The sequence below is a fragment of the Flavobacterium sp. MDT1-60 genome, from assembly GCF_014844035.1.
Classification (GTDB): Bacteria; Bacteroidota; Bacteroidia; order Flavobacteriales; family Flavobacteriaceae; genus Flavobacterium.
Map to the genome: position 1 here is coordinate 1884785 of NZ_CP062159.1, position 13662 is coordinate 1898446.

Sequence of the window (13662 nt, forward strand, 5' to 3'; positions counted from 1 at the left end):
GGAAAGATTTAGACTTTAGATTTTTTGCGCCTTTTTTGTCAGATTGAGCGAAGTCGAAGTCCCTCGAAATGAGACACAAAGTATTTCGTTGCTCGGAATAACAAGATTGTGATAATCTAGCAAAGTTTAAAAACTTAGCATCTTAGTTCCTTAGAACCTTAGCACCTTTAAAAAAAACACTATGAAAAATAAAAAAATAATAACTATTGGGGTTTTTGCCCTGTTTACTGTTGGAAATATGAATGCACAAAAAAAGCCCTATCTCGATAAAACCAAAACCATTGAAGAACGTATTGATTTGCTTTTGCCGCTGATGACTTTAGAGGAAAAAGTGGGGCAAATGAACCAATACAACGGTTTTTGGGATGTTACCGGGCCGGCTCCAAAAGGCGGTACAGCGGAATTAAAATACGAACATTTACGAAAAGGATGGGTTGGATCAATGCTAACCGTTCGTGGTGTTAAAGAAGTTCGTGCCGTGCAGAAAATTGCAGTAGAAGAAACCCGTTTAGGAATTCCGCTAATCATTGGTTTTGATGTAATACATGGCTATAAAACGTTAAGTCCGATTCCGCTGGCAGAAGCTGCGAGTTGGGATTTAGAAGCAATTAAAAAGTCGGCGTCGATTGCGGCGGATGAGGCTTCTGCATCTGGAATTAACTGGACTTTTGGACCAAATGTCGATGTTGCCAATGATGCGCGCTGGGGACGTGTGATGGAAGGTGCGGGAGAAGACCCTTATTTAGGAAGCAAAATTGCTATTGCGAGAGTTAAAGGTTTTCAGGGAGAAACTATTGCTGATTTAGCAAAAGTAAATACCATTGCAGCCTGTGCAAAACACTTTGCAGCATATGGTTATGTTGAAGCGGGTTTAGAATATAATATTGTAGACATTAGCAATTCTAAATTGTATAATTCGGTTTTACCTCCTTTTGAAGCGACGGTACAAGCCGGAGTTCGAACGTTTATGAATTCATTTAATACATTGAATGGGGTTCCGGCGACTGGAAATACTTTCCTGCAACGAGATATTTTAAAAGGAAAATGGAAATTCGATGGTTTCGTAATTTCGGATTATGCTTCGATTCGTGAAATGATCGCGCACGGTTATGCAAAAGACGAAGCCGATGCAACTGCAAAAGGCGTAAATGCGGGATCAGATATGGACATGGAATCGTATTTATACGTCGCAAAATTGACTGATTTGGTGAAAGAAGGCAAAGTAAAAGAAGCTTTGGTTGATGATGCTGTTCGCCGAATTTTAAGAGTAAAATTTGAATTAGGTTTGTTTGATGATCCGTATAGATATTGCGACGAAAAACGTGAAAAAGCTACTATTGGAAATAAAGCCAATAATGACGGTGTTTTAGATATGGCAAAGAAGTCAATCGTTTTGCTGAAAAATGATAAGAATTTATTGCCGCTAAAAAAAACCGGACAAAAAATTGCTTTGATCGGTGCTTTGGCAAATGATAAAAACAGTCCGTTAGGAAGCTGGAGAATTGCCGCAGATGATAATTCGGCGGTTTCGGTTTTAGAAGGAATGCAACACTATAAAGACAATCAATTAACTTTTGAAAAAGGAGTTGATTTGTTGTCACAAAAAGCTACTTTTTTAACAGAGACTGTTTTCAATACAACAGACAAAAGCAGTTTTGAAGCAGCGAAAACAGCAGCAAAAAATGCCGATGTTGTAGTAATGGTTTTAGGGGAATATGGTTTTCAGAGTGGGGAAGGACGCAGCAGGACTGATCTTAATTTACCTGGATTACAGCAAGAGTTGTTAGAGGAGATTTATAAAGTGAATCCGAATGTAGTTTTAGTTTTAAATAATGGACGTCCACTTTCTATTCCGTGGGCGGCAGAACATGTGCCTGCGATTGTAGAAGCCTGGCAGTTGGGAACGCAAACCGGAAATGCTGTGGCGCAGGTTTTATACGGAGATTATAACCCGAGCGGAAAACTACCAATGTCGTTTCCCAGAAATGTAGGTCAGGTTCCAATTTATTACAACAAATACAGTACAGGCAGACCAATTGACAGCGATAAAAATGTGTTCTGGTCGCATTATATGGATGTGGAAAAAACACCTCAGTATCCGTTTGGTTTTGGTTTGAGTTACACAAAATTTGATTATAAAAATCTGAAAGTGAATAAAACTGCTTTTGCAAAAGGAGAAAATGTACAAGTAAGTGTTGAGATAACAAACTCAGGAAATTATGACGGAAAAGAAGTGGTACAATTGTATATTCATGATGAGTTCGCCAGTATTGTTCGCCCAATTAAAGAATTAAAAGGTTTCGAATTAGTAAGCCTGAAAAAAGGTGAAACCAAAACCGTGACTTTTACTTTAACGGATAAGGAACTTGGTTTTTACGATAACGAAGGAAATTATTTAGTTGAAGAAGGAACTTTTAAAATTATGGTTGGAGGAAGTTCTGACAAAGGTTTAGAAAGTGGTTTTGAAATGAAGTAGCGAAGAAAATAATCTCGGCAAAGTCGCCAAGTCGCAAAGTTTTTTTGCATAACCCCTAGCTTCAGCTAGGGGAATAAGATTTAAAAAGAAAGGGCTTTAGCCAAACTTTGTAGGTTTGGCTAAAGCCCTTTTGATTGTTTTTATATTTTCATCCAGCTAAAGCTGGACGCTATTGAAACTCATTTTAAAAGATGAGCTTTGCGACTCTGCGTATTTGCGAGATTAATTAATCATATAAAAATTTTCTCTCGCAGATTTTGCAGATTCGGCAGATTTTTTTATCTCCTAAATCTGCAAAATCTGCGAGAGTTTTTTTTACCTTTAAAACCTATTAAACTTACAACCTTAAATTGCAATAATGAAATATAACAGATGTGGAAAAAGCGGGTTATTGTTACCTGAAATTTCTTTAGGATTATGGCATAACTTCGGATCGGTAGATAATTTTGACAATGCTGAAAGTATCGCTGTGGAAGCTTTTGATAAAGGAATCACCCATTTTGATTTAGCTAATAATTACGGACCGGTTCCAGGTTCTGCAGAAACTAATTTTGGTAAAATTCTTTGGCATAATTTTCAGGGAAATTTACGTGACGAAATCATTATTTCGACCAAAGCCGGCTACACAATGTGGGATGGGCCTTATGGAGACTGGGGTTCAAGAAAGTATGTGTTATCAAGCTTAGATCAGAGTTTAAAAAGAATGAAAGTCGATTATGTCGATATTTTCTATTCGCACCGCCCAGATCCGGAAACACCAATTGAAGAAACCATGATGGCTTTAGATTACGCGGTAAGAAGCGGAAAAGCATTGTATGTCGGAATCAGTAATTATTCGGCGGAACAAACCCGAGTTGCTGTGGATGTTTTGAAACAATTAGGAACGCCTTGTTTGATTCACCAAGCGAAATATTCAATGTTAGAACGCTGGGTTGAAAATGGTTTATTAGATGTTTTGGAAGAAAAAGGAGTAGGTTGTATTGCGTTTTCGCCTTTAGCACAAGGACTATTAACGGATAAATATCTAAATGGAATTCCAGAAAACTCAAGAGCACATAATCCGAACGGGCACTTGAAAGAAAATGAAGTTACCACAGAAAGAATTCAGAAGCTGGTTCAGCTGAATGAAATTGCTCAGAATAGAAACCAATCTTTGGCACAAATGGCTTTGGCGTGGTTGCAAAAAGACAAACGAATTACTTCGGTTTTAATTGGAGCGAGTTCTGTAAAACAATTGTGTAATAATATTGATTGTTTGCAAAATACTGAGTTCGGAACAGATGAATTGAATGCGATTGAAAAGATATTAGCGTAAAATGTATTTTGTGAAATGTGAAATGATAAAAAAATGGGACAATTTGTCCCATTTTTTATTTTATAATCATCGCCAATCCGCCACCGCTGGCCAATTGATATTTTAATTTCGTTGTCGAATCAACGGTAATAATTTCTCTTTTATAATCTACAGCCGATTTATCAGCGTTTATTCCATCTGAGAAAATTTCAGCTTCAAATTTTTTGCCTTTTTCAAGGAAAGAAAAATCAATTGTTATTTCTCTGGAATCCCAATTTGTTATGGCGCCTAAATACCAGGTATTTGCCTTTCTGCGGGCGATTGCAACATGTTTTCCAACTTCACCATCCAACGCAACCGTTTCATCAAAAGTGGTTGGAATTCTAGCAATAAAATCAGTGCTTTCCTGTTCCTTCATATAAGAGGTTGGGCTATCGGCCATCATTTGCAAAGGCGCTTCAAAAATAGTGTAGAGCGCTAATTGATGCGATCTTGTTCCCTGACTTACCGGATTCGAATGGCTTGGTTTGAATTCGCTTTTTGTAGCATTTCGCATCGCACCTGGCGTATAATCCATGGGACCAGCCATCATTCTGATAAAGGAAATGGTGCAGTCGTATAACGGAACATCGTCATTTGGCGTCCATTTATTGTTTTCCAACCCTTTTACGCCTTCAAAATTTAGAATGTTTGGATAGGTTCTCTGAATTCCGGTTGGTTTGTACATGCCGTGAAAATCTAAAAGTAATTTATATTTAGCCGCTTTCTCAGCGATATCATAAACAGAATTCACCATTTTAGCGTCATCACGATCAATAAAATCAACTTTAAATCCTTTGATTCCGAGTTTCGAATAATTCTCAAAAACGCCTTCTATATTGTTATTCAAAGCCATCCACGAACACCATAAAATAACGCCAACGTTTCTTTCTTTCGCGTAGGCGATTAAAGCTTCCAGATCCACATTCGGATTGTGTTTCATGATATCGGTTTCAACGCTCCAGCCTTCATCCAAAACAACATATTCTACATTGTTTTTTGATGCAAAATCAATGTAATATTTATAAGTCTGCGTATTAATTCCGGCTTTGAAATCGACATTGTAAATATTCCAGTCATTCCACCAATCCCAGGCTACTTTGCCGGGTTTGATCCACGAAATGTATTTTATTTTCGAAGGCTCTGATAATTTCTGAACTATATCATTATTCGCTAATTCGGCATCATTTTCAGAGATCACGATAATTCTCCACGGAAAATTGCGGCTTCCTTTGGTTTTAACCAAATAATCAGCTCTTTCGGTAATTAATTTGTTGAGGTAATTAAATCCACCGTTTGTTTCTTTTAATGGATATTTCGGAAAACGAGATTCAAAACCAGATTTTGTCGTGTTATTTGTCATAAACAATCCCGGATAATCTTCCATATTTGCTTCTAGGAAAACTGCTTTTTTATGGTTTTTATAATCAATTAAAAACGGCAAAAAAGCCAAAGTATCTTTCGCAAATTCGCTTACTTTCTTGTTTTCATAATGCGATTCAAAAGAAGAAATATAAGGATCTTTTGGATTTCGTAAATCACGAACATAGGGCATCAAAGTGTTGTAATCCTGATCGAAATTCAAAACAACTTTTTCATTTTTTATAGTAATGTCTTTTTTCTTTTTAGTGATAAATCGATACGCAACTCCATCATCAAAAGCACGATATTCAATACTGAAATCATTTTTAAAATTTAAAGTCAACTGATTGTATTTATTTTGAACCGATTTCTTTTTATAAAATGGAGATTCAAATGAAGTATCAACACTTTCTTTTTTCGAATTTAAAACGACTGGATCTTTTCCTAAAACAACATTTTCATTCAAAGTCACAGACATTTCAGAAGGAGCCAAAATCAAATCTTTTTCATGCGAAATACTCCACGAAATTTTATCATTCACTAAAATTTTAATTTCAATTTTTCCATCAGGAGAAGTCAAAACAAAATCTTGTTTCTTCTGTGAAAAAGAAAGATTTACAAAAACGAAACAAAAAAGAATAAAGATTTTTTTTCATACTGGAATGTTTTTAACCATATAAATAATACAAGTTCATTTAAATATAGCTCAAAGTTTAGCTTATAATCTCTTAGATGAACTTATATGGTTTAATTTTTTTTCAGTTGGTTGTTATATTTTTTTACAATATTTAAAGTCGATTTATCCGAAGAAAAAACCGAATTCAAGCCTTGTGGTTCCTGCGGAGGATCAGTCGTTAAAGGATCGCCCGGACTCCATTTTCCGCTTTCGTTTATGGCTTTTCCTTCACCTCCAAATCCCCAGAAATTCGCTCCTTGCAACGGACCATTATTTTTGACACTTTCAGCAACTCTTCCAAAAATATAATTGTAAAAAACATCTCTGTTTGCAACTGATGCCGTTGGCAATAAACTTTCGTTTTCTCTTCCCAAACCAAATTCTTCAATAATTATGGGGCGTTTTAAATGATTGGCTACGGCCACGTGTTTGTCAATATATTTTCCGGCATTTTCTAAAGTTGTTGGCAACGTTTTTTCAGCATTCTCAGCTTTAAACCAGCCCCAGTTTTTCGGCCAGATGTGCATGGTCAAATAATCAATATTCGGATTTTGATGCGTTCTCTCAAAAATTCCAATATCATCATTCGAGCTATTCAATCCTTCTGAACCAGTCGAAATCAGATGGTTTTTATCTAAACTGTCCATTAAATTCACAATGTTATTCAGCCAAACGGTGAATTTTGCTTCATTTTCAACTGTAAAAAGCCTCGGTTCATTTCCAACCTGCCACGCCATAATCGTATTATCGTCAGTATATTTTTTATGAGAATACGCATTTGTTCTTCCCATAATAAATTTCACGTGATTTTCTAACGCCTGCATACAAGGTTCACAACTATGAAATTGCTGCGTATACGACATAAACTGAGGCCAGGTATTCGGTGCAATTCCAGGAATCGGAACCGGGCCTTTGCCATTCCATTCTAAATATTGTGACATTCCACCAGACCATTCCCAGTTGTTTGTCAGGTACAAAACCGCATACATTTTACGTTTACGCATTTCGTTCATAAGGAAATCCAATCCATCAAGCAAATCTTCATCGTATTTTCCCTGTTCATATTGCAAAGCCGGACGAACTGTAAAATCGTATTTTCCACCGTCGCCTCCTACTAAAATTCTTAAGTTGTCAATGCCGTTTTTCTGCATTAAATCGAGTTCTCGTAAAAGTCTTTTTCGGTCACCGATTTTTTTCGAAGCCAATAAACTTCCGTACCAATAATTCGTTCCAATGTACGCGTACGGTTTATCGCCTTTGTAAAATTGCGTTCCTTTTACCGTAATTCTTGGTAGTTGCTGAGCCTGACAACTAAAGTTGACCATGCATAAGGCAAGAAGTACTAATTTTGAGATTGAATTTTTCATTCTTATTAAATTGATAATTTTAATTTATTTTTTTCAATAACCACAAAAACCGAAGATCGTGCAGGTAAAGTTACACTTGTGTTATTTGTTATCAAGGATGAAAAAGGCTTAATAGTGGTATAATTTGCTGGTCCGCCTGCTGTCAAAGTTGGTCCGTTTCCGTTAATGATCACTTTTCTTGAGAATTCTCCATTATCCGTATCTCCAATTAAAGTATACCAAAACATTCTTTTGCCTGTCAGGAAGTTATTCAATTTTAACTTTATATTTATGGAAGTTGTTGCTTTATTTACAAAGGCCAAACCTATTTTCCCATCAGAAAATGAGGAAGCATATACTTCGTAATTTCCATTGGTATCTTTATTGGCTTCGATTAAACGATCTCCCATGTATTTTTGAAAATAATACATGTGATAAAATGCCGGGCGAGGATTTCCTTTCGGAATATTAGGTTCATCTCCGTTGCTAAACATTCCGTGATCATCTCCATTTGCCCAGGCGTTTGCTAAATCCCAACGTGCTGCAAGGCCAATTTTGTTTTTTAAAACTTCTCCTAAAATCAAGACGGCGTGCATTCCGTTGATGTGTGATACTTGCTGTTTGCTTCCGGTTGAAAAAATATTCCATTCATCTAAAGCAAAAGGTTTAATTTCATTACCAGTAGATGTCAATGCATTTTTGCAAAAAGTCATCATGTCAGCCGTTACTTTTTTAGGAGTTTCTAAAATTTCAGATGCTGCGGCGTTTGTATTGTAGTTCGTATAGTAATTATGAATCACATAATAATCAGCTTTGTTTTCAATGTTTTTAAGCAGTTTGTCATTCCATGTTTTATAACAATCCGGTAGATAACTTGCAGGGGAGCTTTCGACCATTATGGCACCAATTTTAATATTTGAATTTCCAACAGCAGCTGCAGCTTTACGCATTGCCTCTGCAATTATTTTAAAGTGTTGTGCATATAACTGTCCGTTTAATAATTCAGGTTGTCCATCTTTATTGTTGGCTGTATTGATTCTGTAACTTGCTTCCCAATCGGCATAAACTTCATTTCCAATTTCCCAATATTGTGTTCTTCCATTGTCGTAAGTTACCCAGTCAGCGGCTAATTTTGCTGCATCCGCAACCGGATTTGAGCCTATTCCGTATCTGGCATAACCGTAGTTAATGGTAATAATTCCTTTACTGCTCGTGGATTGTAAAAGCTGGTAATAATTATCTAGTGAAATGGTCCAGTCTTCATCATTTTTTCCGAACCAGAAACCAGAATTTTCTTCCGTTCCATCAGCCTTCATTAATTTTGAAGGTGCTGTTGGCGGATTGCTGCTTGCATTCCAAAAATAGATATCACTAATGCTTCCGCCGGGAAATCTAATAATATTTGGTTTTAGATTTGAGATGTCAGTTACTAAAGGCGTATTTGTAATTAATTTACCTGACCATAAATTGGCGTTATTTCCGTAAATTGAAGAGGGAATTTTTGTTATTACGTTAGCATAATCAACAGTTACAGTTGAATTTGTTGCTTCAGGAATAGTTGCATCTGTAAAGCTTGCTGGAGAAGTAAAGTTTTTAGCTGCCCAATTGTCCAGAAAAAAACCAATAGTATTTGCTGTAGCAGGATCTATTTGTTCTTCTATTACAGGATCTTCGGGGGTTGGAGCTGGATCAGAAGAGTTTTCATCTGATTTTGAGCAGGAGCATTGTAACAAAATAATTGTAAATGCTATAAGAGTTAATTTTTTCATCTTGACTATTTTGATAGTTTATGCATTTTATGCAAAGAATTTACTAATGCTGATTTTATTTTTTGTTGTAAATGTGTCTAAAACAGCCTAGTTGAAATAGATATATTTATAATAGTATTCTTTTTTGCTGTTTCATAAGATGGTTATTTGTCTTTAAAACAGTAAATAAAAAGTTCAAAAACTAATCTTTAGCAGGAGAATAGTTTGGTATGGTTAAAAGGATTAGCCTATAAAATATTTCCAGAAATGGATTATTCCTTTTTAGTTTTGTGACGTTGTACTAACAGTATTTAATTTCAAATATTCTTCTTCAGATAAAGGAATAGCTTTTACATCATCAAAATAAATAGAGCCGCTTGTTTGTGCCAAAGCCAGCATAATCCTGATTTTTTGTGCATCAGCAGGTATTTTTACTGCTTTTTTGTAGATTGTCCAATCCGTTGTTCCTCTTATTTGTGCGACCGTTTCAGAATTAATTTGTTTTTCGGCATTGTTGGTGAATTCAGCGATCATAACGCCAGCATTATAAGCTTCTTTACCTCCTTCAATGCTTTCTGTTTTTATCCAGATACTAAACTCTACGGCATAAGTATTTCTTGGAATCAATATAATCTGATCAATTCCTTTCCATTCGGTTCCCACAAACTGATTGATTAATGCGCCATTTTTCCCTGACTTTTTATCATAAGGCGAAATTGTTGCAACGTCACCCTGCCAATTGACAATATCCCTTTCAAAGCCACCGTTTTTCACCAAATTGGTTTGAGCATTTGTCATTGTACTTAGAAATAGTAAACTAAAAAGAAAAAGTGGTTTCATAATCAATATTTTTAAATGCAATAATGGTTTTTGTTTTAGAGAATTTTATCCTTTTATTCTCTGAATAAGCTCTAAAGAAGCCCGGCTATTGTGGTATGGGCATTTCCAAAATCCGGCTTTGTCTTTTTCAATTAAAGAATAATCGCGGTAAACTCCCCAGAACCATTCTCCGTTTTGTTTGTCAACTATATATTTTTTAATAAAATTCCAGTTTTTCAAAACCAGGTCTAAATATTTTTCGTCACCGGTTAATTGATAAGCGTTATAAAAGCCAATTAAAGCTTCAGCCTGAACCCACCAATGTTTTTCGGCAATTAATCCGTTGTTTTTAGAATCCAATTCATACCATAAGCCACCGTCGATATCTAAACCTTCCTGAGTAACTTCAGCCATCTGAATAGCATGTTTTTTATAAGTAGCAATCAAATTTTCATCTTCTGAAATTTCGGCACACTGTAATAAAAGCCAAGCCGCTTCAATGTCATGCCCGTAAGAGATAACATCTGGTTTTTCGATCCAGTTTTCATCAAAAAACAAATGTAAATGTCCCGTTTCAGTATTAATGAAATGATTGTCGATTGTTTCTAATAACTCGATAATATCATTTTGAAGATTTTTGTCCTTCCAAACTTTAAACAAATTTGCATAAGCTTCAACAATATGCAAATGCGTGTTCATTGTTTTTTTTTCGTTGGCATCTTTATCGCTTAAACGTAAATCTTCGATAGGCTGCCAATCGCGGGTAAAAGCTTCTAAATAACCTTTGTTTTCATGGTCATAACTGTGTTTCTGAATTCTTAAATATAAATTGATGGCTATTGCCAAAGCATTGTCATCTTTAGAAATAGCATAATATTCTGATAATCCATAAATCGCAAAAGCTAAGGCATAAACCTGATTTTTAGTGTCTTTTGGAGTTTTATCAGGATTTACACTCCAAAATAAACCTCCAAATTCTGCATCATAAAAATATTTTGAAAGAAAGTCAAAAGCTCTCGTTGCTACTTTTTTATGTTCCTCATTTTTAGTAACCTGATAACTGGCAGAAAACGACCATAAAATTCGGGCATTCAAAACAGAACCCTTTTCGGCAGTAGCAATCAGATGATCGTTAAAATCAATCTGACCAATAAAACCCCCATTTTGATTGTCGATCGTATTTTTTGACCAATACTTCAGGATAGCATCAAGTTCGGCAGTTACTTCAGATTTAAGTTGCTTTAGTTTTGACACGATAAATTAAATTGCGTTATTTTTTTCAATTTGACTGATGATTGTTTTCACAGACCCTGCGGAAATAAAAGTATCTGCCGGCGCGTTCGTAACATAGTCAACTAGTTTTGCAACTGATGACACTGCAACATGCATTCTCGTATCTGATGAAGCATAATATATATAAACGGTTCCGTCGTTATCTTCAATCCATCCGTTTGAGAATAAAACATTCGATACATCGCCAACTCTTTCAATGCCTTCTGGTCCCATAAAATGACCGGCAGGAACGTGTGTTACTTTTGTAATATCGTTCAAATCAGTCATGAACATATAAAGTGTGTAACGTAAACCTGCAGCGGTATTACGAACCCCATGTGCCAAATGCAGCCAGCCTTTTTCGGTTTTGATGGGAGCAGGGCCAAGGCCATTTTTTAATTCATAAATGGTGTGATATTGTTTTCCGAAAATAATTTTCTCCTCTTTTACAACAGGATTTGTCATGTCTTCCACATAGCCTAAACCAATTCCGCCACCAGCTCCAACATCAATAAAACCATCTTGCGGACGTGTATATAAAGCATATTTTCCGTCTACAAATTCCGGATGCAAAACGACATTTCGTTGTTGTCCAGTATTTGAAATTAAATCAGGCAGTCTTTCCCAATTTACTAAATCTTTTGAACGTACGATTCCTGCATTGGCTACAGCTGAACTGGTATCTGCTTTTGGTGCTTTTGGATCTTTTCTTTCGGTACAAAAAATACCATAAACCCAACCGTCTTCATGATTGATCAAACGCATATCGTAAACGTTGGTGTCTGGTTCTGCAGTTTGCGGAATCACGCATGGTTTCTCCCAAAACTTGAAATTATCTACACCATTTGGACTTTCCGCAATAGCGAAAAAGGACTTTCTGTCAATTCCTTCAACACGAACAGCCAATAAATACTTATCGTTCCATTTCATGGCACCGGCGTTAAAAGCGGCATTCATCCCGATTCGTTCCTGCAAAAATGGATTTGTTTTTTCGTTCAAATCAAAACGCCAGTTCAATGGCACGTGAGCCGCTGTAACTACTGGTTTTTTGTAACGTTGATATATGCCGTTTCCGGCATTTTCTTCAGGAGCATTTTTTTGCTCTATAAGGGTTTTATGTTCTTTCTCTAATGCTACTTTTCTATCCTGAAATGTAGTGGAAGTGGCTATTGTTGTCATATTAATCGATTTCTGTATCTGTATAATTTTAAATGGTCTGGTCTCTTTTTTCGTTTAAATCTTGTTCTATTGTTTGCAGTTTTTCTTCAGATAAAGGATAAAACAAAATAAAAGCGACTGATATAAAAGCTGCAATTGCAGGAAGTATGCTTAACATTAATTGAATTCCGTTTTGGGCAACGGCAGTTTGTTCGACATTGGCCTGAAAACCATAGTATCCTAAAAGCCACCCGGCTCCGGCGCCTCCAATGGTCCAGCCAAATTTTTGTGACATGGATGAAGCGGAGAATACTAATCCTGTCGCTCTACGGCCTTGTTTCCATTCTGAATAATCGGCGCTGTCAGCATACATGGACCAGATTAACGGGAAAATGCAACCTGCGCAAATGCTGATTAAAACCTGAAAACTAAGGATTAGCAAGATATCTTCTTTTCCGAAGAAATAGAACACTAAACTCAAAATGGCGGCTAAAGCCATGGCTCCAAAAAAGGTTTTTTTCTTCCCGATTTTATTCGCAATTGGTGTTGCTATAATAACTCCGATGATGTTGGCGGCCTGACCCAAAACCAAATAAATAGAAGTTGGCGTCATGTGAAAATCTGTTCCGAATAAATTGAAATCAAAGTTGATACTACTGCTTACATAGTATTTAAAGTAATAAACGGCAGCTCCATCACGAATGGAATTGAAAACTAAAGCACCGATTCCGGCTCCCAACAAAATCCACCACGGTTTGTTTTTTAATAAGTCTTTTAAATCTTCTTTTAAGTTGGACTGTTCATCAGAAATTGGTCTTACTCTTTCTTTTGTGAAGAAAAAACAACCCCAGAAAAAAGCAGTTGTAATCACTCCAAAAACGGCAATTGTCGCCAGCCAGCCTGATTTAGAATTTAGGCTTCCGCCGAAATAATTTACTAATGGTTCAATTAACCAAAGTGCTAATAAACTTCCTCCAAATGCAAAAACCATTCGGTAAGACGATAACGTGTTTCTCTCTTTTCGGTCAGATGACATTACACCCAAAAGTGAAGCATATGGAACATTGATAAGCGAATAAATCATCATCATTGCCGAATACGTAACGTAAGCATAAATTATTTTTCCTTTTTCATCAAAATCTGGAGTGTAAAAAGTTAAAACTCCAATTACGGCAAAAGGTATGGCAACCCACAATAAATAAGGTCTGAATTTTCCCCATTTACTTTTGGTTCTATCGGCAATGATTCCAACAATTGGATCAAAGCAGGAATCCCAGATTCTGGTGATTAAAAACATGGTTCCTACGACAGCAGGTGCCAATCCGAAAACATCGGTATAGAAAAAGAGAAGGTACATGCTGAAAATTTTCCAGAACATGGATGATGCCGCATCTCCAAGGCCGTAACCTACTTTTTCTTTTAAACTAATTTTGTCGTGCATTGGGTTCTTTTTAAAGGTTGTAATTTGAGTT

At 36.2% G+C, this 13662-nt stretch carries 9 protein-coding genes; 2 read left to right on the top strand and 7 right to left on the bottom strand.

Features of this window, described 5'->3' with window-relative positions:
* Window positions 1-181: 181 nt before the first annotated feature.
* A complete protein-coding gene (gene bglX / locus IHE43_RS08160; RefSeq protein WP_192187464.1) occupies window positions 182-2476 on the top strand; it encodes a beta-glucosidase BglX in 2295 nt (764 codons plus the stop codon).
* Between the two features lie 358 nt (window positions 2477-2834).
* Window positions 2835-3791: an aldo/keto reductase gene (locus IHE43_RS08165; protein WP_192187465.1), complete on the top strand. Its 957-nt coding sequence runs from the start codon at window positions 2835-2837 to the stop codon at window positions 3789-3791.
* A gap of 55 nt (window positions 3792-3846) precedes the next feature.
* Here the strand turns inward: IHE43_RS08165 and IHE43_RS08170 are convergent, their stop codons facing one another.
* The 7 genes from IHE43_RS08170 to IHE43_RS08200 all read right to left on the bottom strand — a co-directional run bounded on the left by IHE43_RS08170 (window position 3847) and on the right by IHE43_RS08200 (window position 13631).
* The gene (locus IHE43_RS08170) at window positions 3847-5817 is read right to left on the bottom strand and encodes a glycoside hydrolase family 97 protein (protein WP_192188184.1); all 1971 of its coding nucleotides are present in this window, start codon (window positions 5815-5817) and stop codon (window positions 3847-3849) included.
* A gap of 101 nt (window positions 5818-5918) precedes the next feature.
* On the bottom strand, window positions 5919-7214 hold the full coding sequence (locus IHE43_RS08175) for a cellulase family glycosylhydrolase (protein WP_192187466.1): 1296 nt from the start codon (window positions 7212-7214) through the stop codon (window positions 5919-5921).
* Between the two features lie 5 nt (window positions 7215-7219).
* Window positions 7220-8962, bottom strand: coding sequence for an alpha-L-arabinofuranosidase (locus tag IHE43_RS08180; RefSeq protein WP_192187467.1), 1743 nt, complete (start codon window positions 8960-8962; stop codon window positions 7220-7222).
* Window positions 8963-9223: 261 nt separating this feature from the next.
* Window positions 9224-9781: a carbohydrate binding domain-containing protein gene (locus IHE43_RS08185; protein WP_192187468.1), complete on the bottom strand. Its 558-nt coding sequence runs from the start codon at window positions 9779-9781 to the stop codon at window positions 9224-9226.
* A gap of 45 nt (window positions 9782-9826) precedes the next feature.
* On the bottom strand, window positions 9827-11014 hold the full coding sequence (locus tag IHE43_RS08190) for an AGE family epimerase/isomerase (protein WP_225585443.1): 1188 nt from the start codon (window positions 11012-11014) through the stop codon (window positions 9827-9829).
* A gap of 6 nt (window positions 11015-11020) precedes the next feature.
* The gene (locus tag IHE43_RS08195) at window positions 11021-12211 is read right to left on the bottom strand and encodes a glycosidase (protein ID WP_192187469.1); all 1191 of its coding nucleotides are present in this window, start codon (window positions 12209-12211) and stop codon (window positions 11021-11023) included.
* Window positions 12212-12239: 28 nt separating this feature from the next.
* Window positions 12240-13631, bottom strand: a complete 1392-nt coding sequence (locus IHE43_RS08200; RefSeq protein ID WP_192187470.1) for an MFS transporter — start codon at window positions 13629-13631, stop codon at window positions 12240-12242.
* Window positions 13632-13662: the final 31 nt, after the last annotated feature.